The 26,150-nt window shown below is 50.0% G+C and carries 20 protein-coding genes and 1 tRNA gene; 8 read left to right on the top strand and 13 right to left on the bottom strand.

Going from position 1 to position 26,150, the window contains the following annotated elements; translation table 11 throughout:
- Window positions 1-347 precede the first annotated feature (347 nt).
- Window positions 348-599: a hypothetical protein gene (locus tag ACO0LM_RS26910; protein ID WP_423041739.1), complete on the bottom strand. Its 252-nt coding sequence runs from the start codon at window positions 597-599 to the stop codon at window positions 348-350.
- A 476-nt stretch (window positions 600-1,075) separates the two neighbouring features.
- On the opposite strand from ACO0LM_RS26910, the gene ACO0LM_RS26905 reads away from it, so the two are divergent.
- A complete protein-coding gene (locus ACO0LM_RS26905; RefSeq protein WP_423041737.1) occupies window positions 1,076-2,275 on the top strand; it encodes a hypothetical protein in 1,200 nt (399 codons plus the stop codon).
- 190 nt (window positions 2,276-2,465) lie between these two features.
- A complete protein-coding gene (locus ACO0LM_RS26900) occupies window positions 2,466-3,035 on the top strand; it encodes a DUF3806 domain-containing protein (RefSeq protein WP_423041735.1) in 570 nt (189 codons plus the stop codon).
- A 312-nt stretch (window positions 3,036-3,347) separates the two neighbouring features.
- On the opposite strand, the gene dfrB is transcribed toward ACO0LM_RS26900, so the two are convergent.
- Together dfrB and ACO0LM_RS26890 are read right to left on the bottom strand one after the other, a co-directional pair.
- Window positions 3,348-3,584, bottom strand: coding sequence for a trimethoprim-resistant dihydrofolate reductase DfrB (dfrB, locus tag ACO0LM_RS26895; protein ID WP_423041741.1), 237 nt, complete (start codon window positions 3,582-3,584; stop codon window positions 3,348-3,350).
- Window positions 3,585-3,845: 261 nt separating this feature from the next.
- Window positions 3,846-4,175, bottom strand: coding sequence for a hypothetical protein (locus tag ACO0LM_RS26890; protein WP_423041733.1), 330 nt, complete (start codon window positions 4,173-4,175; stop codon window positions 3,846-3,848).
- Between the two features lie 259 nt (window positions 4,176-4,434).
- Between ACO0LM_RS26890 and ACO0LM_RS26885 the strand changes: the two genes are divergently transcribed.
- Window positions 4,435-5,670 (top strand): Swt1 family HEPN domain-containing protein, encoded by a 1,236-nt coding sequence (locus ACO0LM_RS26885; protein ID WP_423041731.1) that lies wholly within the window; start codon window positions 4,435-4,437, stop codon window positions 5,668-5,670.
- 269 nt (window positions 5,671-5,939) lie between these two features.
- Here the strand turns inward: ACO0LM_RS26885 and ACO0LM_RS26880 are convergent.
- Window positions 5,940-6,014, bottom strand: a tRNA-Arg gene (locus tag ACO0LM_RS26880).
- 165 nt (window positions 6,015-6,179) lie between these two features.
- Between ACO0LM_RS26880 and ACO0LM_RS26875 the strand changes: the two genes are divergently transcribed.
- Window positions 6,180-8,090, top strand: coding sequence for an ATP-binding cassette domain-containing protein (locus ACO0LM_RS26875; protein WP_423041729.1), 1,911 nt, complete (start codon window positions 6,180-6,182; stop codon window positions 8,088-8,090).
- Between the two features lie 127 nt (window positions 8,091-8,217).
- Here the strand turns inward: ACO0LM_RS26875 and ACO0LM_RS26870 are convergent, their stop codons facing one another.
- From ACO0LM_RS26870 to ACO0LM_RS26860, 3 genes are all read right to left on the bottom strand, one after another.
- Entirely contained in the window at window positions 8,218-9,387 is a 1,170-nt protein-coding gene (locus ACO0LM_RS26870) for a hypothetical protein (protein WP_423041727.1), read from the bottom strand.
- 346 nt (window positions 9,388-9,733) lie between these two features.
- Window positions 9,734-10,192 carry a hypothetical protein gene (locus tag ACO0LM_RS26865; RefSeq protein WP_423041725.1) on the bottom strand — a complete coding sequence of 153 codons (459 nt, stop codon included), beginning with the start codon at window positions 10,190-10,192 and terminating at the stop codon, window positions 9,734-9,736.
- Window positions 10,193-10,296: 104 nt separating this feature from the next.
- Complete coding sequence (locus ACO0LM_RS26860) at window positions 10,297-10,632, bottom strand: hypothetical protein (protein WP_423041723.1); 336 nt, start codon at window positions 10,630-10,632, stop codon at window positions 10,297-10,299.
- Window positions 10,633-11,123: 491 nt separating this feature from the next.
- Between ACO0LM_RS26860 and ACO0LM_RS26855 the strand changes: the two genes are divergently transcribed.
- Together ACO0LM_RS26855 and ACO0LM_RS26850 are read left to right on the top strand one after the other, a co-directional pair.
- Complete coding sequence (locus tag ACO0LM_RS26855; protein ID WP_423041721.1) at window positions 11,124-11,870, top strand: SDR family oxidoreductase; 747 nt, start codon at window positions 11,124-11,126, stop codon at window positions 11,868-11,870.
- Between the two features lie 774 nt (window positions 11,871-12,644).
- Window positions 12,645-14,930, top strand: a complete 2,286-nt coding sequence (locus ACO0LM_RS26850; protein WP_423041719.1) for a pre-peptidase C-terminal domain-containing protein — start codon at window positions 12,645-12,647, stop codon at window positions 14,928-14,930.
- 97 nt (window positions 14,931-15,027) lie between these two features.
- Here the strand turns inward: ACO0LM_RS26850 and ACO0LM_RS26845 are convergent, their stop codons facing one another.
- Window positions 15,028-16,014 carry an alpha/beta fold hydrolase gene (locus ACO0LM_RS26845; RefSeq protein ID WP_423041717.1) on the bottom strand — a complete coding sequence of 329 codons (987 nt, stop codon included), beginning with the start codon at window positions 16,012-16,014 and terminating at the stop codon, window positions 15,028-15,030.
- Between the two features lie 281 nt (window positions 16,015-16,295).
- On the opposite strand from ACO0LM_RS26845, the gene ACO0LM_RS26840 reads away from it, so the two are divergent.
- Together ACO0LM_RS26840 and ACO0LM_RS26835 are read left to right on the top strand one after the other, a co-directional pair.
- Window positions 16,296-17,027 carry a hypothetical protein gene (locus tag ACO0LM_RS26840; RefSeq protein ID WP_423041715.1) on the top strand — a complete coding sequence of 244 codons (732 nt, stop codon included), beginning with the start codon at window positions 16,296-16,298 and terminating at the stop codon, window positions 17,025-17,027.
- 9 nt (window positions 17,028-17,036) lie between these two features.
- Window positions 17,037-18,764, top strand: coding sequence for an SH3 domain-containing protein (locus ACO0LM_RS26835; RefSeq protein WP_423041713.1), 1,728 nt, complete (start codon window positions 17,037-17,039; stop codon window positions 18,762-18,764).
- A gap of 86 nt (window positions 18,765-18,850) precedes the next feature.
- Here the strand turns inward: ACO0LM_RS26835 and ACO0LM_RS26830 are convergent, their stop codons facing one another.
- From ACO0LM_RS26830 to ACO0LM_RS26810, 5 genes are all read right to left on the bottom strand, one after another.
- Window positions 18,851-19,921 (bottom strand): acyltransferase family protein, encoded by a 1,071-nt coding sequence (locus ACO0LM_RS26830; protein ID WP_423041711.1) that lies wholly within the window; start codon window positions 19,919-19,921, stop codon window positions 18,851-18,853.
- A gap of 705 nt (window positions 19,922-20,626) precedes the next feature.
- Window positions 20,627-22,156, bottom strand: coding sequence for a hypothetical protein (locus ACO0LM_RS26825; RefSeq protein WP_423041709.1), 1,530 nt, complete (start codon window positions 22,154-22,156; stop codon window positions 20,627-20,629).
- 88 nt (window positions 22,157-22,244) lie between these two features.
- Window positions 22,245-23,516: an ATP-grasp domain-containing protein gene (locus ACO0LM_RS26820; RefSeq protein ID WP_423041707.1), complete on the bottom strand. Its 1,272-nt coding sequence runs from the start codon at window positions 23,514-23,516 to the stop codon at window positions 22,245-22,247.
- Complete coding sequence (locus tag ACO0LM_RS26815; RefSeq protein WP_423041705.1) at window positions 23,509-24,993, bottom strand: pyridoxal phosphate-dependent decarboxylase family protein; 1,485 nt, start codon at window positions 24,991-24,993, stop codon at window positions 23,509-23,511. The genes ACO0LM_RS26820 and ACO0LM_RS26815 overlap by 8 nt, the downstream gene beginning before the upstream one ends.
- A gap of 193 nt (window positions 24,994-25,186) precedes the next feature.
- Entirely contained in the window at window positions 25,187-26,146 is a 960-nt protein-coding gene (locus tag ACO0LM_RS26810; protein WP_423041702.1) for a hypothetical protein, read from the bottom strand.
- Window positions 26,147-26,150: the final 4 nt, after the last annotated feature.

Genomic DNA, 26,150 nt, shown 5'->3' with positions numbered 1-26,150 from the left:
TGCGCTCAGCAGAAGATCTTCTATCTTCGCAAACTGTTCTCGACTGATATCGCTTGGGTAGGTTTTTCTCATCACCCAAGTTTACGCAATATTCTTTTTGTTTACAATAAGATCTCGAATAGCTTCTTATAAAAATCACCGCCACTGTCAGCAGCACCAACAGCGTCGCCACCGTACAAAACATTGCCAGATATTTGCCCGGCTCAGATAGGCACCGTGACGACAGCCATCATTTTACGCCGTGTACGACTGGCGCTGATCAACACCGATAAGGGAATATACCACCCAAGAAACGCCGGGTTGAGAATCAATGCACCGGTCAATACCTGCCAGCCGCCGTGCTTCTGCTAATCAGCCTCATGCAACTTGCTCTGGATTCGATAAGCGGTCCACGTAAGAAAGACGTAATTGGCGATTCCCACATAGATAATGGACAGCGATACGCCGATCGGAAACACCGTCACGCCCAGTATACGGCACCAAAAAGCAAACAGCGTGGCAAAGTAGGCGACAAGAGAAACACATAGGCGCACAAGATATCCGCCCAGTCGCAGTTCAAGCCATGTAGTCGGCTTACGCGGAGCGAATAGATCAGCCATACTTCCTCTTAGTAAGTAAGTCAGGACTTACGCAAAACCGCCCCAACTGTGTTGCAGCTCCTTGCCGTACTATTCGTACTGTCTTCGTCACTGCGCCTTGCCGGAACAATTTTGCGTAAGTCCTATAGGTGTGTTTTCATTTTGACGCAATGGTTTAGCACTTGTATGCGACCACACTTTAATCTCTACATTGATGAACGGTCAAGCTAAACAGCCAGGCTATCGCAATGTTATTTATTATTCTAAAATGCGATTTCTGGCTCTATGGCTGTAGTCGGAACATTTCTGGCAGTTGCCAATGCCTGCAGTCATACGGGTCAATACGTGAATCGAATACCACTATTGCCAAATTCGGCCATTTGAGTATGGGTTTGCCGGACTTATCGCGAACGTGCACATCTTCTGGCAAGGCCATCCGGACAAGTATTTTACTGCAACATCAACCAGCTTCAGCATAGGGACACAGGGACAACTGTATGGCAAATAGAACACACTTACTTAATACACCCATTCTGACAAGTGACCCCTACTTGCTGGCTGCCAGGCTCAGTGAACCAGGTACCGATTACCTCGAAGTTGCAGAAGCTGTCTATAAAATCCCTGTTCCCTGGCTACTGTGTTTCCGCCGGGAAGATTTTCTACCGGTCACCGTGCAATTCGACGAAGATGAAGAAGGGGATGCCCCAGCGGGCGTTGAAGTGTTCTTTCCGGTTACTTCGGTAGAGAAGGCTCTGGAGAACATGACGCAGAGTCTCCCCATCTTTGAAGCCATCGCAGGCGATGCAAAGTTGGGAAAGATGTTCTGGCAAAACGCAATGATAACCCTTCGTGGCTTGCCGCTCCCCTATCTCTGCATTAACCCGATTGAAGTCATGTTCATGGGCGACCATGCACCCTATATGGAATCCATGTTTGCAGCTATGGGCCGCGACGATATAGCCGTACGAAATTTGATGGACCTTTCCGCGTATGAGCCGGGTGTGCGCCCCTACCCTCCTGATGTGTTATACAACGTGGCAACCAAGGCTGATGATTCATACGATGAGAACCGATTGCAGAATTGCGTCGCACTGGATATCGGGTATAGCAGTTTCTGGATTAAATCTACCGGCGAGCAAAGAGCACATTACGAAGAACTTGTCTCGTTCATAGATGAACCCGATGTATCTCCCAATTTTCGTACGCTGAAAAATGAATTGACTGAAATTGCAAAAGCCCGCGTCAAATCAGTTATGCTGCATTTAGGCTTTGCACAAAAAGACGAGGCATCTCCTGAACGATTGAAATTACTTATTTGCCCGGAAACGGAGGCAGATTGCAATTTACTTAGCAATGAAAAATCATTTAAAGAAATACTGGACGGCCATTTCTGCAATTCATTTAAAAAGCTTTGTCAGGAATACGGTTTTTCCTGGGCTGGCTATGTAATCAGGTCGGAAGAGAGTGTAAAAAAGCGATTCACCGGCGACTATAGTATTTACAATGAATGGGTTTATACGACAGTTGAAGCGCCTCGTGTTAGCGCTGCGCCAATCGTTGCACGTGACAAAGAGAGCCGGGAACAGTTAGAAAAGAAGGTGCCAGAAGGATCACCTTTTTGGGAAATCATCTTCATAATTGTCGTATTGATTCTTATGCTTTGGCTGGCCCTTAGCACTGGTTTCATTAAAAGATAAAAGTTGCCAACGCCGGACAATCGCTCGAATTTAATAAATTTACTCGTTGACGATGCACCAAAGCTTGACCGAGTAATTTTCTAGAAAATTACTCGCTATTACCTTTGAGATCATTAACTTCCACCGTTACCGAATCCACAATTGCAAGTAATGCTCTGATATTTAGCCTAATTTGCGAGGATCTCTTTATATGAAATTCGTTATTTCAATAATATTTCTAATTATTTCTGAATGCGTAATGGGACAAACGTCTGACACAAAAACAATGGCACTGCCGGATGGGAGTTCAATTACAAACTCGATAGGATCTCTCCCGCCGTTCGAACAAAAATTCAGAGTTCTTACACGTCAAGAAATAAACCGAATAAACGAGTTAGCTAAAAAAGGCGATGTATTCGTCAAATTTTACTACCCTACAATTTCCAGACCAGATTTAAAAGATTTTGATCGTGCTTTTAGAGCGTGGCAGACTTCAACCGGAAAGAAATTATCCAATCAAGAAGTAATTCAGATAATTGGAAGCTATCTTGGCAATGAGTTGGTAAGAAAATTAAATATGGAATGGGTAGAGGTCACAGATAAGTATGGAACTGATTATTCTATCCGTGGAAAAAATGCAGATGTAGAAATTACGTCATTTCCTTACTCAACAGTTTCAAAGAGAATTGAACACCATCAATACGATTTTATTTACAACACTTTTCACACTATCGCCCAAATGAAAAAGGATGGTGGTATTTCTAGCGGAAACAACGACTAGAAGGGAACGTAACTGGCCGCTTTGTAGAGCGCGTAGAGGCGATCAGATTAGTGCCTAATGCCCGTGCAGGAATGTTGGACTCCTCCTTGTATATGCTCGATCACTGTGTCTCAAAGCGGGATAGCCATGTGAATCCGTACGGCCGGTTTGATCTGGATATGAGCAAGCGGCTTTCGATTGAAGCGGATTTGGCGTTGGTAGCGTAGGGTATTTTCATCTTGCAATGATTTGCACTACCTTGCTCAAGGTTCAACATGAGCGGCGGCCAGAAGCAAGCAAAGCTTGCTTGAGGACGTCCGCTCGATGGAGGGATCAGGCCACGCGTTCAAGCGCAGCCACAGGATAAATTTGTACTGAGCCTGGGTGAGACTCGGACTCGACGGCATAGCCTTCAGGGGTCAGTTTTGTGCAGTACCAGCCGACAACTTGCCCCTGCCAAGCGGCACCGGATTTCTTGCGAACGCGATCTCCCAGGCCAAACGTGGTGCGCAATGGGAACGCAAACTCGCCAGCAACTGCAGTACTGACTTCATTGTTACTTTGATCCATACCTGACCTTTCTTTTGAATGTCTTGAGATGATCTGTTGATCCATATCTACTACTTGATTGGGTGATGCCCTTGAAATTTTGCCCATGAAACGATCGACGGCACTTAGTGGGATAGCGGTCTAGTTGTATGCCGTTGGCAGACTGAATTCAGCCCGCGTAGGTGCAAGCCTGCGTATTCTCACGCATGATTTTAACGTGATTATTGATATTTTTTCCGGCTCTACATGCGTGCGATTACGTTACACTTATCGCACGCGAGCTTAAAAAAAAGCCTCTCTCAAATTAGAAAATGCAACTAAGGCGATTGGAATCGCCCAAAATTCCAAAGGTATCTCGAAAAGTGAGTGTTGCCTATCTCCCTTCTCTCGTCCAAAAGGATTGTCTTCACTCGGAGGAATTCTGCGATTAACGTGTTTTCCAATGAAAAAAACAATTGCCGCCGAAAAGGAATGCGTCACGCCTGCCAAGATAGGGTGAGCTTGAAAATAGCCGTCTCCTGCGATCAAAGCAGTTACATACTGGACAAGAAAAAGAAATGTAATTGGAATCAATATTGCAAAAATACCAAATCCACGCCAAATCAAAAGCATCGATATCTCCAGTACAAGAAAGTCATTGATTATCAAGAAATACATGAATAAAAGTAATTCTATTGCAAGAATCGAATTGAATTTTTCGGCAAGGTATCAATGAGACCGATATCGCTTATTGATTTCCTACTTTAACTCGTGCCATCCTCGCATTTTGCGGGTGCTATTTTTGTGGCTCTTGTAGCAATTTCTTATCTGATGCATAATCGACAATAGAAACTATTATTTGTTAATGCTGATTAAGCTCTTACTGGAGGTAATGATGTCTGATGATTTACGACGGTATTTGGAAGAGCAAGAAAGAATTCGGCAGCTACTCAATCCGTTAAATGATTTGAAGCGAATTCAGAGTTATATCAATCCACACGAAGATTACATTAAAAAATTCGAGATAGAACCTACAGCTTTAGATATCATTCGCGATGCAGAAGCAAGACAGAAGTTGCTCTCCGACATACCGGTGGGTTTGGCTCTCAGCAATGAAATTCAAAAAATTGAACGTCAGCGTCAGTTGGTTCGTGGTTCTGTAGAGGAGCTTCGTCAACTAGGCTTCATAGACAGTAAGACGGAGACTCAAAGTGCAATTAATAATATTCTGGAAGCTCAAAATAGCTACAACCGACTCTTCCGCTTGCCTGAGATATCTGAGCTAAGTGCACTCGCTCATGCTGCGATGATCAAGTCTGGAATAAGTCAGATTGTCATGGGAACAGAAGACAATTTAAAGGGGATTTTAGGAACTATGCAAAATCCTTGGATGCAAATTGAAAACAATTCCGCATCTGCTATTGCACTATCTGAGCTTGTTTCCATTGGCAAGGCCATTGATAGTTATTCATCTTTCGATAACAAATTAGTTACGGCTCTGAGATCTGAGTTTGGTGACTGGCGTGATGTTTCAATGCCGCTATCGCAAAATTTGCTCGACCCAATGTTCCGTTCGGAATTTTACTCTGCACAAGGATTCAACTCTAACCTTACTAACTTCACCACGCCCGCGTTTCGTGAAGGTTTGATAATTGGTGGACTTCAGCCTCTAGAAGCCATAGATGACACTGACGATGAAGGCGGATTAATGCGTACGAATAAAGCGCATTCCATTCTCCTACGCTTTGAGGTAGCGCTTCGTCGTTTTATAGAAGCTGTTATGGAGGCGGAATTTGGTTCTGATTGGATGAAGCATCAACTTCCTCCAAATATGCTAGATGGCTGGAAGGATAAAAAGCAAAAAGCGACTAAAGCGGGTCATAAAGAATATATGTTAATAGAATATGCCGATTTTTCCGATTACAAAACAATAATTGAAAAAAAGGACAATTGGAACAAGGTCTTCATGCCAATTTTTGGCCGTCCTGAAGATATTCGTGAGTCATTCCAACGCCTATTTCCGGTTCGTATCGCAACGATGCACGCTCGTATAATTACAAGAGATGACGAGCTCCTACTACAAGTAGAGACGAAGAGGGTTCTTAAAGCAATTGAAAATCGGAAATAACTATGAGTCTAGAACTTGCCTGCTTCCTACCAGCTCGAAGCAGGTAAGAAAAGGATGCAGATTCGCGTACACCTTTGATAGCAATTTGGACGCGCCAAGCGGTCCCCACCTTTTTGAAGCTAGCCATGTTCGTAAATTGTTCGTAAAGGCTAACAGAAAACAACGTTTTTAAGTGTTATTTTGCAGTTTTGACATTCTTGAATTTCAACGCTAACCCTTTGATTTTATTAGGCTAAGCTGTCATTTTGAGGATATGTGATTTAGTGCCCTGGTCCCGCCGACAGGAATCGAACCTGTATCTTACGCTTAGGAGGCATACGTTCTATCCATTGAACTACGGCGAGACACGGTGAGAAATGCTTGTGCATTTCTCAATCAGCCCGCCATCTTACCTGAGCCGGGCGCAACAATCAATTAAGGACGTGAGATTAAAGGCTGCCCTAGCGTACAATACTGCTTTTCTCTAATTATGTCCGCGCATCTTCCTGATGCCGGTTTCACAGGGTTTTATGGCAGTTATCTCATTAAGCGATGCCCAATTGGCATTCGGTCACGTTGCTCTGCTTGATCATGCAGAGTTTTCCATAGAGGCAGGCGAGCGGGTTGGGTTGATCGGGCGCAATGGCACCGGCAAGTCTTCGTTGCTGAAAATTATTGCCCGCACATCCAAGATTGATGATGGGCTGCTGGTGATGCAGCAGGGCATAAAGATTGCGTATGTTGAGCAAGAACCGCAGTTTGACCAGACTCTTAGTGTATTTGATGCGGTGGCTTCTGGCCTGGGTGAATTGCCTGCCCTGTTGCAGGAATATGAAGCGTTGACCGGCCAGTTTGGCGGTGACAATGATGATGCCCTGATGGAACGCATGCATGACATCCAGGTGCAACTGGATGCGGCGGATGCCTGGAGCCTGGGCAACAAGGTAGAAACCACGCTGGACAAGCTGAACCTGTCCAAAGACGCCATCATGGGTACGCTGTCGGGCGGTATGAAAAAGCGCGTGGCACTGGCCTGTGCGCTGGTCAGTGCGCCTGATGTCTTGCTGCTGGATGAACCAACCAACCATCTGGATTTTTCATCCATACAATGGCTGGAGGGTTTGCTGAAAGACTTTAAAGGCAGCGTGCTGTTCATCACCCATGACCGCAGCTTTTTGGATAACGTGGCCACCCGCATCATTGAACTGGATCGCGGCAAGCTGACTTCTTTCCCTGGCAATTTTACGACTTACCAGACGCGCAAGGCAGACTTGCTGGAAAATGAAGAAGTAGAAAACGCCAAGTTTGACAAGTTTCTGGCGCAAGAAGAAATCTGGATACGCAAGGGTGTCAAAGCCCGTCGCGTGCGTGATGAAGGCCGCGTCAAGCGTCTGGAACAATTGCGTCTGCAACGCACTGCCCGTCGTGACCAGCAAGGCCAGGTCAAGCTGGATGTGACTTCTGGCGAACGCTCAGGCAAGATCGTGGCGGAGTTGGAAAACGTCAGCAAGCGTTTTGGCGAAAAGGTCATCATCGACGATTTCTCCAGCATTATTTTGCGTGGCGACAAGGTGGGCCTGATCGGTCAGAATGGTGCCGGTAAAACGACGCTGCTGAAACTGATACTGGGGCAAGACGAGCCAGATAGCGGCACCATCAAGCAAGGCAGCAAATTGCAGATCGCTTACTTTGACCAGATGCGTGCGCAACTGAATGAAGAAGCCAGCCTGGCCGATACCATTGCCCCGGGTAGTGACTGGGTGGAAGTGAATGGCCAGCGCAAGCATGTGATGTCGTATCTGGGTGACTTTTTGTTTGCGCCTGAGCGTGCACGGTCGCCGGTTAAATCCCTGTCTGGTGGCGAACGCAATCGCCTGTTGCTGGCGCGCCTGTTTGCCAAACCAGCGAACGTGCTGGTGCTGGATGAACCGACCAATGACCTGGATATCGACACGCTGGAACTACTGGAAGAATTGCTGGAAGAATATACCGGCACCGTCTTCCTGGTCAGCCATGACCGTACATTCCTGGACAATGTGGTGACCCAGGTTATCGTTGCTGAAGGCGAAGGCCAGTGGCGCGAATTTATTGGTGGCTATACCGATTGGGAACGCTATCGCAGCACCGTGCCAGCCGTCAAAGCCAGCAAGGCAGAACAAAAGCCAGCCGTGGCAGCCGTTTCAAGCATGAGCGCACCGGCAGCCGCCAAGCCGAAGAAACTCAGCTATAAAGAACAGCGTGAACTGGAAGAATTGCCCAAGCAAATCGCTGCACTGGAAGCCGAGCAAGCATCCATTACTGAAAAACTGGCCGATGCCAATCTGTATAAAAACGGCCCTGACCAGGCGAATCAATTGAATGCGCGCCATGCTGAGATTGATGAGCAATTGCTGGAAGCGCTGGAAAAATGGGAAGTGATAGAGGCGAAGAGTAAGGGCTGAGTATGTGCTGAGTTAGAGCTGACTAAGTGTTGAATTAGCAGCGACATCATCATCTACCCAAGAATGAAAAAACGACGCCCGCTTCATGCGCGGCGTCGTTTTTTTATGCTTTCAAAGCTAACTGTCTTTAATCCCAACTCCAGGTAAATCCCAGGCTGATTGCATTTGGCACAGGCTTGCCATCCACCACAGTGGGTGCAAAAGAGCCGTTGCGGAAATAGTTTTCAACGATACGCAACAACATGGTTTCGGTAGGAAAAACCGTGCCATCAATGCTGGTGAGTGATTGCGGTTTAACGCTGCCGGCAACCTGCGTCACCTTGGTGACTATACCTTTTTCATCGAAGGCTATTTTGTAGGTAGTTGAGCCGTTGAGGTTTTTGTTATCGAATATTCTTGGGTAATAAATAAATGCCTTGCCGGGCGTAAAACCCTGCACTGCAGGCTGCATTGCCCCACCTGGCGCATCGGCCTGCGCCAGTGCTTTTTGATAGACAGACTTGGTCACGCTAAGCCTGAGCATGGTGGCAGACAGCATGGCAGCTGACTTTTCGACATGGCCGTCGTAAATGGCGCGGCTGGTCACCCAGATTGACTCGCACAGTTCTTGCGGTGTGGATGGATTGTAGCCATAAGAAAAGCGACCTTCGATACGCTTTTTATCTTCCTCTGGCCATTCTTTGGCGAGAGCTGGCAGGGTTTTCATGGCCACTTTGGCGACAAAATTGGAATCCGGCTTTTCACCTGGGCGGGGGTTATTCTGACGCGCAAATTCACGCGTCAGTGCATTGGGCAAGGCCACGGCCAGTTTGCCTGCCTGTGCGGTAATGAGCTTTTCGGCTTCGAGCCTGACGATATCAGCAACCTGCGCTTCGGTCCGTGTGCTGCATTGCTGGCGGTCCATGGCATACATGGCATTGCTGCGGTTCAGGCGCCACAGCAGTTTGATGGTGTCATCGTCAAGCAGGTCCAGGCTTTCAGTGAAGGCTTTATGGTAGTGCCTATGCCAATCTGATAGCAAATCTTCCATCACGCTGGCCTGGTTTTTAGCGAGCCAGGCGCGCATATTGTCGCGGTAGGCAGCTTCTTTCCACAAAGTGTCGAGCATTGTGTGCGCCAGCCTGTTGGAGATTTCATTCGGTAGAATCGGCACGATGAAATAGCTGTTTTCAGTATCCACCTGCTTATGCAAATAAGCCTGCAGTTGTTCTGCACTCGGTTGGGTGATAGCCGATGCATGCATCGCCAGGCCAGAAGCAAAAACCAGAATCGCCGCTTTTAAGGTACGCAAAGCCATTAAAAAAACTCCGAAAGAGGGGAACACATAGATCATTCACAACAAACCATACTGCATTGCACAAACTATATTGCAGTATGTGCAATGCGCAAAAATCACGCCTGAGTGCGCTGGCATTCTATCAAAAAATATATATCCTTAAGGAAATACCGTGTTGGGGAAAAAAGCTGGCTGCTTTTCTGCACGATCTGCTTGACAGCAGGCCACACTGCGTGTTTTCAAGAATGACACTGAACAAGTGCGGCGCCAAAAGAAAAACGACACGCAATCGCTAGTGATTGCACGTCGTTTTTTACTTACCTGGTGGTACTTGTAGTACCCAGCTTGCGGCCATGTGCCGCAACACTTATTTTGCTGCTGGTGCTGCAGCCTTGGCTGTGCTTGTTACTGCTGCGACCTTGGTGTCAGTTTTCACTTCAGCTTTCACTTCGGCTTTGACTTCAGGTTTCGCTTCGGCTTTCACATCTGCTTTAGCATCGGTCTTGCCCTTGGCCAGTTTTTCATGGGCGGCATGCTTGGCATGTTTTTCATGCTTGGCCACAGCCTTGTCGCTTGTTACTGTCTTGGCTTCTGCTACTACAGGCGTGGCTGTGGCAGCAGTCGTTACGGCTTTCGCTGGTGCAGCCGCAGGTGTTGTTGCGGTGACTGCGGCGGTGACTGGTGCTGTAACTGTTGCTGGTGCTGTGGCTGCCACTGCAGGCGTCGCAGCCGGTGTGACTTTTGCGGTTACGGTTGCCGGTGTTTGAGCAAATGCGCTACCCATCAAAACAGTGGAAGCGATCAAGGCAGTAATAAGCTTATTCATGTGATATTCCTTCAATTATATGAGCGATTTATTTTACTTTTTTAACCGGCAGCGTCTGCTGCCGGTGTACTTATTTGTTGCGAACGATTGCTACAGGTAGTGATTTATTTCGAAGCGGCTGTTGCAGAAGCAGATGCTGGTTTTGCTTCATCTTTCTTGACTTCTTTTTTAGTGTGCTTGGCGTGTTTTTCATGCTTCGTTGCTTTTTCTGTTGCCACTGCTGGCTTGGTTTCTGCTGCTGGTGTGGCTGGTGTGGATGCAGTAGCCGATGCGGAAGCTGCGGTCACTTTGGCTGCCGGGGCAGATTTCGCGACGCTGGCAGCAGCGGCGGCAGTGGCTGGCTTAACAGAAGCACTGGCCGATGCGCTGGCTGGTGTTTGGGCAAATGCGCTACCCATCAGAACGGTGGAAGCGATGAGTGCAGTGATCAGTTTGTTCATGATAATTTTCCTATTCGTATTTGGGTTGGTTTGCTTTATTTTGCTTTGCGTAGTCAGCCTACGTAAGCCAAAAACGCCAGTCGACACATCTGCGTTGACGCAAAAAACCACAGTGCAGGCGGCTTAGTGTTGTTGTTCTAAACGGCAGGCCGTTTGTCAACCGAAAGGCAGGTTCATGCGTTACGCGCGTAGGAACCAAAAAAAGCGACGCCTGCCTCACGCATGGTGTCGTTTTTTTTTGTGCAGAATGCGGGTAGCGACACCCGCCAAATTGCAGCGCCCTGTAGGGTGCACCATGTGCACCGCGCCATTCCGTCGGGTGTTATCTTCCCTGGATTTACGCATGTGGTGCGAACAGCCTCCAGCAGATCATCACCCTCACCGGTGAAAAATCTTCATCTCGTTGACCATCTCGTCATGAGATATTTCTCGCCTGTTCCATGCACGATCTGCAGTACAAAATCAAAGATATAAAACAAGGAAAGATAGCCATGAAAAAGGTCGCATTGGTCACTGGCGGCAGTCGCGGTATTGGTGCTGCTACGGCACAGCAACTGGCGGCTGCCGGGTATGCGGTGTGCATCAACTATCTGCATAATCGCGACGCCGCGCAGCAGGTGGTGCAAGGCATACTTGCGCAAGGTGGCACTGCCATTGCCATACAGGCCGATGTGGCGGTAGAAGCAGAAGTCGTGCGCCTGTTTAGCGAGCTGGATCAGCAACTGGGCAAGCTGGATGCGCTGGTCAATAATGCAGGCATACTGATGCAGCAATGTCGGCTGGAAGACTTGACGGCAGAGCGCATCAACCGCCTGTTCAGCACCAATGTCACCAGCTATTTCTTGTGCTGCCGCGAAGCGGTCAAACGCATGTCAACCAGGCATGGCGGCCAGGGTGGTGCCATCGTCAATGTGTCGTCGGCGGCGGCCCGGCTGGGCTCACCGAATGAATACATCGATTACGCCGCCACCAAAGGGGCCATAGATACGCTGACCAAAGGCCTGTCAGTGGAAGTAGCCAACGAAGGCATACGCGTCAACTGCGTGCGGCCCGGCCTGATATACACCACCATGCATGCCGACGGCGGCGAAGCCAACCGGGTGGAAAGACTGAAAAGCGGCGTCCCCATGCAACGTGGCGGCACCCCTGGCGAAGTGGCGGCTGCCATCGGCTTTTTGCTGAGCGATGCTGCGTCTTACATCACGGGCAACTTTGTGGACGTATCTGGCGGGCGATAATCCGGGCGTGTTGACCTGTGGGCAAGCCTACCCACCAAGTTGGGCAGTACCTTCTTGCCTGCATAACAATACGACACTGGCGTATTGACTGAGTTTTAACTGAGTTTCAGCTGAGTTTCACCTTACTGTCGCCTTAATTCTTGACGCCCTGCCCCGACCTGCTCTTATTCTCGCCCCAAAAAAGCGCATTTTTACCCCCGCGCTATTTCATCATTCCCGCCAGCATTGTTGCAGTTTCGCAACCACTTTATGCGCTTCAATCATTTCTTTTTGGTTATGTGAGTATCCTTTTTTGTCTATAAAAAAACAGATTTTCGTAAAAATCAAGGTGAAAAATAGAGAAGATTTACCAAAGGACAATGGCTTATTGTTTTTGACATATTGTTAAACAATGTCAATAATCGGCCTCTTGTTACAAAGCGACATATTGCAGCCAAGCTACTTTTTTGTCGTTCGGTAAGGTCGTTTTAATTTTGAGCAGGACCAATAGTCTTGCAGGTGCTTTCGCCTGCGAGTGGGACAACTATTGCCTAAAAAAAATTGCAATGTCAGGAATTTGATCAATTACTGGCATGCAAGTCGGAGCGGAAGGGCAAGCCTCGCGCAGTTTGCACGGATGCTCAATTGGGGGAGGGCCAAGGCAGTGCTTACACACCGCTTTGGCTTACGCACCCATCCCGGATTCAAACCACATCGGGGATGGGTGACTGAGCTTGGCCGGCATCGCTAAAACGGTGCCGGTCATATCTTCGCATCAAAAAAAGGAGAAAAGTAATGCGTATCAGCGGTAATTTCAAACTACTATCCGGTGCCTCGATGGCTTTGGCCATGCTGTGCGGCACTGCCCAGGCACAATGGGCACCGACAGCAACCAAGGCCACCAGGATACCGACGACCGTGTCAACGACATCAGTGGCCACACTCATGCAAGCGGGTTCGCCCACGCATGTGGTGGTCGCGCTCAAACTGCGCAACAAGGCAGCACTTGACACGCTGACCACGGGTATCCTGAACGGGAAAAATGTCAGGCCGATTTCCAGTGCCGATTTCATGGCGAACTATGCACCGACAGCAGCACAGGTGCAGGCCGTGGTTGATCACTTGAAAAACAGCGGCTTCATCAACATCACTGTGTCAGACAACCGCACGCTGGTGAGCGCCGATGGTGCCGCCTCGACGGTCAAGACCGCCTTCAATACCGATCTGCATACCTATACGGTAGGAGGACGTTCTGTCCAGGTCAACCTGAGTGATGCGCAGATACCGCAAGCGCTGTCAGATACGGTACTGGCTGTGCATGGTCTGCAAAATCTACATACCTACCACACCCACCTGGTCCGGCCTAACGCCAACACGCTGGCCAGCACAGGGCATAACCCTACCGAGTTTTCTGCCATCTATAACGCCAGCGGTTTGCCTAGCGCGGTGAACGCCACTATCGGCATCATCACTCAAGGCAGCATGACACAAACGATTGCTGATCTGAACACCTTCACCAGCCGTGCCGGTTATCCGACGGTGAATGTGCAGACCGTTACCATCGGTGCTGCCAGCTCTGACACTGCCGGTGTCGGTGAATGGAATATGGATACGCAAGATGCCCTGGCAACTGCAGGTGGCACGATCAAGAAAATGATCTTGTACACAGCAAACACGCTCAATGATGCCGACATCACTGCTGCCTATAACCGCGCTGTCACCGACAACGTGGCCAAGGTCATCAATGTGTCTTTGGGTGAATGCGAAAACGATGCACTCAACTCTGGTGTCATGGCCAGTAATGACCAGATCTTCCAGACCGCTGTGGCACAGGGCCAGACCTTCTCGGTTTCGTCCGGTGATTCGGGATCCTATGAATGCGGTGGCCCTGGTACGTCGCAAAGCTATCCATCGGTATCACCCTATGTGATTTCGGTGGGCGGTACTTTGCTCAATACCTCGGGCACGACCTGGGTATCTGAATCGGTCTGGGCTTGCACCACGGCAGCCAGTTGCCAGCAAACCGCCAACGGTGGCGCTGGTGGCGGGCCATCCCTGAATGAATCAGCACCAAGCTGGCAAACAGCTGCGGGCATTTTGGGGACGTCTACCAAACGCGGCACGCCAGATATTTCTTTCAATGCTGATCCGGCCAGCGGTGCGCTGGTGATTGTCAGTGGTTCCAACCAGCAGATCGGTGGTACCAGTCTGGCAGCACCTATCTTCACTGGCTTTTGGGCACGTGTGCAATCGATGAACAATAACAGCCTGCCCTTCCCTGCTGCTGCGATTTACCAAAAAGCAGCCAGCACACCGGGCATGTTCCACGACATCACTTCTGGCAGCAATGGCGGCTACACCGCCAAGGCAGGCTGGGATTATGCCAGTGGTTACGGCAGTCTGAACATGGCAAATTTTGCGTCGGCCATGGGTTCAACAACGCCACCACCACCTAACACCCTGACCAAGGATGTTGCAGTCACGGGCCTGTCTGTCACTACCGGCGGTAACCTGGTCTATACATTCTCTGTACCGACTGGTGCCACCAACCTGACGTTCAAAACCACGGGCGGCACAGGCGATGCGGATCTGTACGTGCAACTGGGTTCCACACCTACGACCACGACTTATCTGCAAAAATCGGATGGTTCCACCAGCACTGAAACCATCACCATCGCCTCACCAACAGCAGGCACTTATTATGTCCTGCTGAATGGCTACACCGCTTCCAGCGGCATCAGCCTGGTGGCCAGTTACCAAACTACCACACAGGGTAATGTGTTGAGCAATGGTGTGCCGGTTACAGGCATCACCCTGGCATCGGGTGCCACTGCGGTGTACACCTTCGTGGTACCTGCTGGCAAATCGTCGGTGACCTTTAAAACCAGCGGCGGTACAGGCGATGCTGACCTGTATATCAAACTGGGTTCTGCACCAACGACCACGTCGTATCTGCAAAGATCCAACGGCACCAGCAGCAGTGAAAGCATCACTGTCACATCACCAACAGCCGGTACGTATTACGTCATGGTGAAAGCCTATAGCGCCATCAGTGGCGTGACTTTGCTTGCGACGGATTAAGTGAAGTAAACTTGCTGTAATTGTTTTTGCAGGCAGTATCAGATAAGGTCTCAGGCAATTGCCTGGGACCTTATTTTTTTACCTGTTACCTGCCTATTTATGTATGAAAAATTGAATGCAGTTCCTTGATTGGAAGTGCAGGGGTTTGCCGGGTTTGCCGCGTTTTCTGATCACTGCTGCCAGTTTGTTGGTGCAGCCATGTACGTACGATGCGCACCACCTGTTGCGCGTTGTCGTGTTGAATAAAATGACCGGCATCGGGAATGGTTTGTATGCTCAGTGCATTGTCCACCCATTGCCAGACATCGTTCAGACCGGCAGGCAAGGCATAGGGGTCGGCCAGGCCATGTATCAACAAGGTGGGCACAGCAACTTTGTGTGGCATGTCGCCCGGCATGAAATACGGTTCTGCCGGCCAATTGACGCGGTAGTAATGCAGCATGGTTTCCAGCTTCGACACCGCCATGGCCTGGTCATGTCGGCGTTTGAAAGCTGCATCCTTGATCCATGTGCCAAGGCCCGATATGGGTAGTTGCAAATGCGATTGTGGCTGCCGGAATGCACGCACATAATCACTGGCAACACGCTGCTGCGGGTTGTTGCTCAGCTCGCGTGCGATGGCCCAGGGGTGCGGCATGTTCAGCACGATCAGTCTTTCCAGCCAGGGCTGTGCCTGCATCGCCGCATGCCAGGCAATGAAGCCGCCCCAGTCATGCCCTATCAATGTTGCCTTGCCAGTGCCCTCACGTTCTACCACGGCTGCCACATCGGCCACCAGTGCAGCGGGCAGATAGGCTTGCGGGTCAGCCGGTGCATCGCTGAGGTGATAGCCACGCAAATCAAGGGCGACCACGCGGTGATCGGCACACAAATCCACCATCACCTGCCACCAGCCCAGCCAGTGATCAGGAAAGCCATGCAACAGCACCAGCAAAGGCCCCTGCGCCATGGCTGCGTAATGGATGCGCACGCCATCGCTATCCACATAATGATGTTCGACGATTGCATCAAATGCAGTCAGTAAAGCTTCCGTACCGCTGCCTGTATGGTCGATCTGATGTACTGCCTTGCTCGCACTGTTCATGATCTCTTGCTCCGGCCAAGGTGGCTAAGGTAACTAAGGTGCCAAGATGGCTACCAAGCCATTTAGATGTCAATCATCATCTTATGGATGTTGATTATCATCTAAAAATCAAATGCATGTCAAGCGGGAGTAAAAACCTGTTTTACCTCCATAAAAAATACCACTTAGACAAGTAAGGGGATTCGTCGATGTGGCAGATTTTTCTTCTGGCCCAACGCACCATTCGACTATGCGCAGTGCTAAAGTAATAGTTTTATAGCCCTCTGCACAGGTTTGCCACCATGCGTAACCATCCTCTTTTATCGTTCGCCGCTCCCTGGCCGTTGCAAGCCCTATTGCAAGCCCTATTGCTAGCCCTATTGCTGAGTGCAGCCGCCTTGCCTGGCCAGGTGATGGCACAAAAAATGTACCGTTGCGGCAGCAGTTATCAGGACAAGCCTTGCGACAACGGGCAAAAAGAAAAAGTCATCGGCAAGGCCGTGACTGCTACGCCGACGGACAAACCAGCGCTGGACCTCAGTTGCGTACAACGTGGAGAAGAAGCCAAGAAAGTCATCTGGATGCGTGAAGGCGGTGCCCAGCAAGACAAATTAATGAAAGAAGCAAGCACAACAGAACGCCGCAAAGTAATCGCCGATGTATATGCCCAGCGCGGCAATGCCATGGACATACGCGCCCGCATTGAAAGCGACTGCATGGTAGAAAAAGAAAACGAACGCAAGTTTGGCACAGCACTTGTCACAGAAGACCCGGCCAAACGCACACAAGCCGCCGAACACAAAGCCAGCCAGGGCGAAAGCCCGGCAGATGCCGCCAAACGCACCAGCGCCGACGCCGCCCGCACCAAGACCTTATGTGAAGATGTACGCAAACAACTGGCATCCGTCCAAAGCGCACAACGCACCGGCGGCCAGGGCAGCGCCATGGATGAACTGACACGCAACAAGCGTGAAATAGAAAGTAATCTGAAATCACTGGGCTGCGATGCTGCGCCTAAAACTACGATGCAATAAGTGACGGCAATGAAATTACGACTATTCTTAACAGGCGCTGCCTTTAGCTTATCCCTATTGATGCAGGCCGGTGCCTATGCCCAAAGCTCAACTCAACCACCGCGTTGGGTGATGGTTGATGACCTGAGAGTGAGGGAGAATCCAGGTCTGGATAAAAAAGTTCTTGGCACATTGCAGCGTGGTGCCGAATTAATCCTGAAAGACAATAATGAATATGATGGTTTTTGCCTGGTTGCAGGAGGAGGACTCTATGGTTACACTGCATGTAAATATCTGAGTATCACTCGCATCGAACCTCCAAAGGCAGGCGAAGGTGGGATCGATGCAGCGCAGCGCTGGGTAAGTGGCACCGGACTGACCTTGCGTGAAGCGCCGCGCGCGGATGCGCCTGTTATCAGTCGATTAGCGCTGAACACAATAGTAAAATTAGTGCGTGAAGAATCAGGTAGCGCCTATTGCGAGGTTCAAACAGCAAGCGGTGCACGTGGTTATACCGCCTGCCGCTACCTTGGCGCGGCTCCCACCATATTAGCGAATGTGCGTGGTTATGGTCAAGTAGACGCCCCACTGCCATCTGGCTATGACCCCGTACGTGCGTTCTGGCTGGACCCAAGCTGGAGTGCATTGGAAGATTACGCCACCTACCTCAAATTTAGCCATCCCGAAATCCCGCAGCAAGGCCCATGGCCACGCGATGAAGCTCTGGAAAAAATGAAAGCGCATCTGGCACTTGGGATAAAAGGGAAAAAACCGGAACCGTTTGCGGATTGGCAAGAAATCAAGCGCAAGGCTGCACAAGATCTGACGCTAAACAAAGAATCAAGCAAATTGCAGGAACAAGGTAAAAAAGTTCCAGAAGAGGTCTTGAGGCGTGAAAAATTGGCGCAAAGTATAGCCACTGAATTGCGATATGGGATAGGTATCTTCAGCGCTCAACACGACCCTATCTCATCGTACGATGGTGTTGCCCGAATTATCCAACTTGTCCGTGGGTTGGATTTCCCAAAAATACAACCATCACTATTTCGGAATGAGTCCGCACTGAGTCCACCTATAACTAATACAGAGCAGGCCAGCGGCCGCTTCAATATTATATTTCGTCATCTTACTACACCACGTCCCAAGCTTAAAAAAAACGAAGAAGAGCTATTGATGCCTGGACTATATGACATGACCTTACATACACAGTCCCTTGTAAAACCTGTTCAACGCGTTCAGTTATTCCGTGATGGGCGTTTACGTAGCGAAGCCACTTTGATGCGATCGAGTGAATATATCGTCAAAGATTCCGATGTGTCAGAATGTCCAAACTATGATATGGGTTTTGAATATGGTGATGCGGACACCAGTATATGGCGTTATTTCAATTTTGATCAAACACATACCCCAATTACCCAGACTACCCCAGAGGAAAGTCTAAAGAAGAATCCTGCCGGAAGCTTATACTGGTTCTACACCAATATCACCCTACCACCTGGCCCCGCCCTGCATACAGAAACTCCAATGAAACTGGACAGAAAAAACACCGGCTTTATCGGTGGCACCTATCTGTACTACGATCTGGATGGTGACGGCATTGTCGACATCGCTGTCTGGGAAGGACAAGGCAAAGGCCCAGGCCATCTGGAAGGACCAACAAAAACCGATGACCGCTGGTATCGCCTGGTGCTGGTCAACATCAACGGCGCATGGAAGGTACTGGGCAGCGATACATTTTCATATGGATGCGGATGCTGAGGATGCAAATAAATCGCATCATAGAAAAAACACCTCAATACAATACCTCCTTGATATAAATTGCTAACCGAGGATATCTGCCAACTTCAATAAATCAATCTCAATTCAAATACTTTTTTTGTAAATTGTTTTTTATTGTTGAGAATAGGACTTTCCACACAATGCCATGAAAATATCGCAAATAGAAATGTAACCACGATAGATGATGCGGCCATAGCCGCTATTGAAATTCCTGGCAGGAGCGAAATGACCATTTGCTGAACGGGGAAAGCGTAAATATAAACGCCATATGAGTAATCACCGACCAGGTTAAATTTTCGAATAAGTCCAGAGGGGACGTATGCTATATAAAACAGCAGGTAAGAAATCGTGATGCAATATGTAGCAAAGTAAATTTCTTTGCTAATGAAAAATGCACAAAGTCCTAGCCCGGTAAAAACTAAAAAATATATTGGCTTTAACTGAATTTTGTCTTTCCAAACATAGAACGATGTTCCAGTAAAGAACATAAAAATAAATCGGATTAAATGACTTTCATTTTGGCCGTAGAAATTCTGTAAGATCAGCATTAATCCAGAAACGAACGAGACTGCAACAAGTACATATCCCAAAGGAGCTATTTGTGATTTTCCAATGCGCCTAAAAACCGCCCAAAATATCAGCAGTAATAAGTACATTTTTAGTTCATAAATGATTGTCCACAGTGAACCATTTACAGCAGTGAACTTATGATCTTCAAACACCCCCGGCAATTTCATGGAAATGCCAGCTAATATCGTCACCCCTTTAAGTAGAAATTGATAAGTCTCCAGATCCGTGAAGTACGAAGTGAGTGGCAAAGTTGTGAATAGTGGCCCAAGTATGAAAGTGCTTAAAAATGTGAGTAGGGCCAAGGCTGGAAATATTCGCAAGAATCGAGATGTAAGATATTCAATCGCACTTCTTCTGGTCAACAAGCTTTTGCCAACCAAAAAACCACTGCTAATAAAGAACACGTCAACAGCCAGTGTCCCTATCGACATCCCTAACAGTTTTGTGAATGGTTCCTCATAACCGAGTAAAGAGAAGCTATGTCCAATTAGTACTGAAATTGCTGCAATTATTCGAATCAAGTTAAAATTATTGTCATGCCCATCGGCAAACTTCGATAAAGTCATATTTTGTATTTGTGAGCATATTTGTTGAGGTACAGACTGCCCTCGTTAAGTTGCTCTTCATAATTAGGGTCCGGTGTAGCGAAGCGGTTCTGATCACCAGTGTTTGGGACGACGCATCGATACAGCAAGGTTGTCAAGGCACCTGGCGACTCAGTTGAGTGCCAAGCTATGTTTTGAGGCGCAAAACCTGCGTTAATACCCTCTTAACAATTCAGCAATAGGAGTCCCTTGTAACGGTATGTCTGACACGGGTTGGGTGCTTGCCACACTGAAACTGGCAAGAAGTGTAAGACCTGGAAAAATCTGCTTCAATTTCATTGGAAAATCTCAAAAAAAAAGCCACCCACAAATGGTGACTTCTTGATTATACGAAATATTTCTAATTTGTCAATTAATTTATTTTAAGTATTTTTAATTAACTAAATGTAGTCTGACATTATAACCGCCAGTTAAGTTTCCTCACACCAATTTTATGCAAGAATTGCAATTTTCTTTCCGTGTAGATTAATTGTTTTTTGCAATATCTGTTATGTGTTTTCTGAAAGTACACCGTCCAATAAACTGCACATTGACACCTATCTCTCTATCTATGGCGTCAATCTCTCAGTTCTTTTCGCGCTTTCCAGTATCCATGGACATTTATAGGGCAATTGTTGCCAGGCTTCGCCTTCAACATTGATCATTCATATGCCTCGTGAGTTATTTTTATGCTGCAACAGATTGCGCCGCCACCCGCCGCATCTCCCGCTGCACCTCATCCAGCACCGTCAATGCCGCCGCGATGATGGTGCTGGCCTGATTTTTCTGGATAGCCGCAACAATCTGCCTGGCGCCTAAACACAGACGCAAGGCGCTGATGGGTTGGCCATGGTGCATGCCGCAGGTGACAGGCTGGCCGAGTTGCATGCCTTTTTCTTTTTGCAGGTGGCGATAGATGGCGAGCGTGTCTGCATGGCTGTATGGCTGTGGCTTGCCCGATACCGATGTGGCTGGCGACATCAGCACAAACGAAAAAATGGTGGTGTGTTGATCCCAGCCCTGCCCTGCCATGATGGCGCTGCGGTCGGGTGCCGCCACCGGCAAAAGGGCTAACGATGGATGGCTGGAAAAATAGGCGTAGACAGCATGTTGAAACTGCTGGATAAAAGCCAGGATGGCCGCATCTGGCAAGGCGCGAAAGGCGCGCAGTTCTTCCAGCGCGGCGACCCAGCGCAATAGCAGGCCATAATTGGGGCGTGCTGGCAAACCCTTCGCCCCACCTGCTACCCAATCAGATGGCCAGTCGGCACGGCTGCTGTAGGCATGCAGGGATGCCGGCAAGCTGATCGCCTTCAAGCCCGGATGCATGGCATTGGGTAAAAACAGCGCACCGGAAAAGCTGGGGCCGCATAAAAATTTGGAGCCTGTCATCGCCACCATGTAGCCCTGGTCGAGATAAGCACGCAGGCTGGCATTTGACAAACGGAACTGACAGGCATCTACCATGACCTGCAATTGCGGATAACTGGCCCGCAACTGCATGACCGTACGTAATGACGGTGCCATCATGCCGGTTTTGCTGACATCCATCACAATCAGCAGGACGGCTTGCCCGTTTTGTATGGCTTGTTTGGTCAGTGTTTCGACTTCACTATCCACATCATGGCTGTCACGCGTTGTGCCATCGGCCAGGCGCAAGCTGATGCTGACGATATCGACCTCTTTCGCCTGTGCGATGTGGCTGCCAGCGCTGACCTGTTCGCCCAGGGCGGTACGTTCGCTGAAGTGCCGTGCCATCAGTGCCGATGGGACGGCACTGCCGGTTTCATTGGCGTCAGCCATGATGACGAGGGTAGGTGCACTGGAAAAATTGGCGCATAGCTGGGCCGCGATCAGGTGCAGGTCTGTGCCGGACGCGGCAAAGACAATATCTACGTCTTTGCGCTGTTCAAGCCCGCACAGTTGCTTCAAATCTTGCCGGACCTGGTTCAGTTCGCTGGCATAACCTGCGTAACTTGCGTACGTATCCTCCTCGCTGTGTTGCAGCCTGGCGTAGGTGCGTGCAGCAGCGGTATACGCATGGGCGGATATGCTGGATGCCGTGGCCGAGCTAAAGGCAAACATCTCGTCATGCGCATTCAAAGGCACGGCAGCGCAGCCATATTTATTGGTGCCGTCTGCTTGCAGAATAAGTCTGGCATCGCCACCGTCAATCAGCAACTGGCTAAGCGTGGGTAAATCTTGAAGTGTACTCATGGACATGAGTGATCTTGCTCCTTGCAACACACTATGACACGCTGTGGCGTGGCTCCGTCCCTGGCAGATGAATGGGCCACATTCAATGTCACTCCTGGTTAACTGGTGCTGCAGCCATGGCCTTGAGCAGCATGTTCCGGAATGCGGCAAACAGTTTTTTCATCGGTGCCTGCTTGTAGGGAAACATGTCTATCGGGTCCATGGCGTGCACGATCATGTCGCTGTCGACTTCAAATATCAGCAATTTGCCGTCGCGGGTTTCGCCGCAGTCTATGCCTACGTAATCCAGCCCCAGGCGTTGAGTGATTTCTGCAAAGGCGGTCAGGTGGCGCGGCGCAAAGTCGGTGTCGAAATTTTCCATGAAGCGTTTTTCTTCATCGCGTTTTTCCTGGCTCTCGGTCATGCCTGCGTTCAGGTAATGAATCATCCAGTGTTTGGAAATACCCATGTGTGAGATAAAGGGTTTGCCATCGATCAGGATGATGCGGTATTTGCGGAATTGTCCATCTTCGCTGCGGTAATCGACAAAGCGGGCGACATAAAATTCATCGCTGGGTACGGCTTGCAGATAATCGGGAATGGCATCGGGTGACACGACTTTTCTTAAACCATGCCCGGCGTGGGAACCCAAAGGCCGCACGATGATGGGAAAATCATCGCCCGGCAACAATTGACTGAGCGCGATCTCGCCACTACCGAGTTTTTCCAGCGTAGGCCGGTCTATGCGGATAGAGGTGGGCATTTCTATGCCTTCACCCGACTGTAACAATGCGCAGGCACCGTCACGCCCCAGGTGGGTGATGCGTTCTGGTGCATTGATGACGGGCCGTGGCCAGCCATCTACCAGCGCCTGCAAGTCCAGCAAGAGTTCATGCTTGTCATCGGCTTCACCTACGGCCACAAACAGGACATCGTGTTCGGGTAACTGTTCTATGGCGGGGATACCAGCGCCGACGTATAACAGGTCCAGCGCGATGTCTGAATCTTCCACCAAAAATTCCAGCGGGGTATTGGCCATCAGGTCACCATCGGTCATCAGGGCCAGCAATCTGATTTTTGTGTCATGTGCCGACGGGACAGAATACAGGGGTTGCAGCTTCAAGGCTTCCATCTGCGTGGCCAGGGCGGTGTCGCGGTGACCCAGCAATAACAGCGTAGTCGCCAGGTCCATCATGGCATTGGCATCGTTGGGATATTTTTCGGCATGGGCAATCAGTTCCATGCCTTGCGGTTTCATGTCGACACCGGCAAATGCCTTGCGCATCAGCGGTGCCAGGCCGATCAGCTTGCCTGGCAGTGGCGCGCTGTCATGGCTATCTGGCTTGGTGGGGTTGGCAGGGTTGCCTTGTAGATTACTCATGGTGGATATCATCCTGTTTGCTTGCTGCATGGGGGTCTGCACTGCTGAACTGGTCGCCAAAACGCAGGGTGGCGGTGAGCAGCGCATCGATGTCTTCAGTGCGTGTACGGTGGTTGACAATGGCGGCACGAATGGCCAGTTGCCGGTTGATGGTATTGGTAGACGGCGCAGAAATGCCGGATTCATGCAGGGCCACCACGATGTTGGCGTTGACCACATCGGGATGATCGCAACGATAGCGGAAGCAGACAATGTTTAACGCCACCGGGGCCAGCAGTTCAAGCTGGGGGTTGGCCAGTACAGCCTGCTTCATGTATTGCGCCACCTCGCAGGTGTGGGCGATCATGCGGCCCAAGTGGTCTGCACCATATACCTGCAGGGTGAACCAGGTTTTCAGGGCGCGAAAACCGCGTGACAGGTCGGGGCCAAAATCACAGGGCCAGGGCGAGCCGGCGGCCAGGCCTTTGGCTTCGCGCCGCAGGTAACTGGCGGGCGTGGCAAAGGTGTCGTAATGGGCCTTGCTGTCACGCACCAGGATAAACCCGGCGTCATACGGTACCTGCAACCATTTATGAAAATCAAAGGCAATGGAATCAGCACGCTGTATGCCTTGCAGGCGCGGTGCCAGCGCTGGTGACAGCATGGCCAGCGCACCAAAGGCACCGTCGATATGAAACCATAACTGCTCTTGCGTGGCGATGTTTGCCAGCGTAGCCAGGTCATCAATCGCGCCGACATCAACTGAACCGGCGGTGCCGGCAATAAAGAAAGGAGTCAAGCCCTTGGCGCGGTCCGCCTGTATGGCGGCCTGCAACAAGGCCGTGTCCATTTCAAACTGTGCATTCATGGGGATGACGCGCAAGGCATCGGTCCCCAAACCGGCCATGTCCATGGCTTGCGCAATGCAGGCATGGGCACCGGCAGACGTGTATGCCACCAGCCTGGGCGTACAGCCAGCCACGCCTTGCTGCCGTACCTGATTACCCAATGCCCGCGCCCTGGCCACCAGCACGGCAATAAAATTGGCCATCGATGTGCCGGTCACAAACAGGCCACTGGCCGTGTCAGGAAAATCAAACAGGGCACTGACCCAGCGGGTGACTTGTTTTTCGACTTCGATGGGCATGTGGTCGCGCCCACCCAGATTGGCATTCAGGCCCGCTGCCAGCATTTCTGCCAGCGTACCGACCGGGTTGCCGCCGCCGTGCACCCACCCCATGAAACCCGGATGGCTGTTACCTACCGAATACGGCAGGATATGCTCCATGAATTGCTGGTGCACTGCCGATAAATCACTGGGGCCAGTCGGCAGGGTTTGCCTGAACTGCGCCCGCACTTCATCCGGTATGGGTTGCCAGACCGGCCGCTCGCGCAGGTGTTCGGCATAGTCAAGAATGTCGTCGAGCATGCGATGCCCTTGCGCCCGCAATGCCTGCCAGTCGCTGGGGTCCAGTGATTCATTGTCCGATGCTGCCATGCCCATTCCCGATCGTCATATTCATATGCATTAATTATCTATGAGCTTAGGACGATTAAAGCGGCGAATACAGGCGTTTTTGCAGCTTTATTGATGTAGCTAACTAATTTGGATGAAATTTGAATGGATTACAGTAACCGAACGGCAATATTTTATGGCGAACGAGAGAGACGTCCATTGGGATGCATGCAGATTATGCGCTGGCAAACATCCCGGCAAAAACGCTGGCTTTGGCCTTTGCTTTGGGGCCGGACCAGTAATCACTCAATTGCATGATGACCTGCCCACCTTGCCGGATGCTGATTTCAAACGGGCGTTGCAGCATGACCTGGTGCACATAGCTGGCGAAGCCATCGGCAAAATCGTCATAGACATTGGTGGCGGCATACAAGGTGGGGAAACCGGTCTTTTGCAGGGATTGATAAATCTCGGGTATCAGTTCACCCGGCAATTGTTCGCCAGTGTAAAAGTGCAGGTGTTTGCGTTGCGGGAAATCTTCCCGCAACAAGGGGATGACGTCGCCACTCATGGCGATTTGCCATGACAGCGACAGGTAGCTGTATTCTTCGGTCGATTTGAAACGTTTGGAACCTATCCACCAGTCAGGCAGGTATTCGCTGTTGGCCGTGAGGACATGGCCAAATTCATGCAGCAATAAAAACTGGATGGCATTTTTTCGCGTATCGTTGTCCGGCGTTTCGATGACGACATCAATGCGGTACTGGTCTTGCGGCAGGAAGGGGGTGTATTCTTTCCAACTGGCCCAATCATTGGCAGCACGATGCAAAAACGCATCGGCATCCATCAGGCACACCATGCCCAGTTGCTGGCCATCTGGCGTCATGACCACATCGGTCAGGGCAGATGAACCCAGGCCACGCGCAAAATACACACCCAGCAAGGGGCGGGCCAAGAGGGTTAACAGGGATGGCGGCATTTCTGCCATGGCATCTTGCACATCCGCCAAAAAATCAGCGGCAAGCACGACTGCTTCAGGTGATGCTTGCTGGGAGGGGATATGCTGTTGGCCAGCCTGCTGGCCGGCATTCACAGAGGCGACATAGGCGAGTACCTCGGCAGGTGCCACACCCAGTCTTTCAAGAACCGGACGGCCCAGTTGGTCGCGCCAAAAACCCGGGTCAGACGTCAACATCACG

The sequence above is a fragment of the Undibacterium sp. Di26W genome (assembly GCF_049340265.1).
Classification (GTDB): Bacteria; Pseudomonadota; Gammaproteobacteria; order Burkholderiales; family Burkholderiaceae_D; genus Undibacterium.
The sequence above is the reverse complement of the archived record's forward strand: the minus strand, read 5'-3'. Positions and strand labels throughout refer to the sequence as shown.

Bases quoted from the DNA above. Each gene is read 5' to 3' on its own strand.
- ACO0LM_RS26910 (WP_423041739.1), bottom strand. From the start codon at position 599: ATGGCTGATCTATTCGCTCCGCGTAAGCCGACTACATGGCTTGAACTG.
- ACO0LM_RS26905 (WP_423041737.1), top strand. From the start codon at position 1,076: ATGGCAAATAGAACACACTTACTTAATACACCCATTCTGACAAGTGAC.
- ACO0LM_RS26900 (WP_423041735.1), top strand. From the start codon at position 2,466: ATGAAATTCGTTATTTCAATAATATTTCTAATTATTTCTGAATGCGTA.
- dfrB (WP_423041741.1), bottom strand. From the start codon at position 3,584: ATGGATCAAAGTAACAATGAAGTCAGTACTGCAGTTGCTGGCGAGTTT.
- ACO0LM_RS26890 (WP_423041733.1), bottom strand. From the start codon at position 4,175: ATGCTTTTGATTTGGCGTGGATTTGGTATTTTTGCAATATTGATTCCA.
- ACO0LM_RS26885 (WP_423041731.1), top strand. From the start codon at position 4,435: ATGATGTCTGATGATTTACGACGGTATTTGGAAGAGCAAGAAAGAATT.
- ACO0LM_RS26875 (WP_423041729.1), top strand. From the start codon at position 6,180: ATGGCAGTTATCTCATTAAGCGATGCCCAATTGGCATTCGGTCACGTT.
- ACO0LM_RS26870 (WP_423041727.1), bottom strand. From the start codon at position 9,387: ATGGCTTTGCGTACCTTAAAAGCGGCGATTCTGGTTTTTGCTTCTGGC.
- ACO0LM_RS26865 (WP_423041725.1), bottom strand. From the start codon at position 10,192: ATGAATAAGCTTATTACTGCCTTGATCGCTTCCACTGTTTTGATGGGT.
- ACO0LM_RS26860 (WP_423041723.1), bottom strand. From the start codon at position 10,632: ATGAACAAACTGATCACTGCACTCATCGCTTCCACCGTTCTGATGGGT.
- ACO0LM_RS26855 (WP_423041721.1), top strand. From the start codon at position 11,124: ATGAAAAAGGTCGCATTGGTCACTGGCGGCAGTCGCGGTATTGGTGCT.
- ACO0LM_RS26850 (WP_423041719.1), top strand. From the start codon at position 12,645: ATGCGTATCAGCGGTAATTTCAAACTACTATCCGGTGCCTCGATGGCT.
- ACO0LM_RS26845 (WP_423041717.1), bottom strand. From the start codon at position 16,014: ATGAACAGTGCGAGCAAGGCAGTACATCAGATCGACCATACAGGCAGC.
- ACO0LM_RS26840 (WP_423041715.1), top strand. From the start codon at position 16,296: ATGCGTAACCATCCTCTTTTATCGTTCGCCGCTCCCTGGCCGTTGCAA.
- ACO0LM_RS26835 (WP_423041713.1), top strand. From the start codon at position 17,037: ATGAAATTACGACTATTCTTAACAGGCGCTGCCTTTAGCTTATCCCTA.
- ACO0LM_RS26830 (WP_423041711.1), bottom strand. From the start codon at position 19,921: ATGACTTTATCGAAGTTTGCCGATGGGCATGACAATAATTTTAACTTG.
- ACO0LM_RS26825 (WP_423041709.1), bottom strand. From the start codon at position 22,156: ATGAGTACACTTCAAGATTTACCCACGCTTAGCCAGTTGCTGATTGAC.
- ACO0LM_RS26820 (WP_423041707.1), bottom strand. From the start codon at position 23,516: ATGAGTAATCTACAAGGCAACCCTGCCAACCCCACCAAGCCAGATAGC.
- ACO0LM_RS26815 (WP_423041705.1), bottom strand. From the start codon at position 24,993: ATGGCAGCATCGGACAATGAATCACTGGACCCCAGCGACTGGCAGGCA.
- ACO0LM_RS26810 (WP_423041702.1), bottom strand. From the start codon at position 26,146: ATGTTGACGTCTGACCCGGGTTTTTGGCGCGACCAACTGGGCCGTCCG.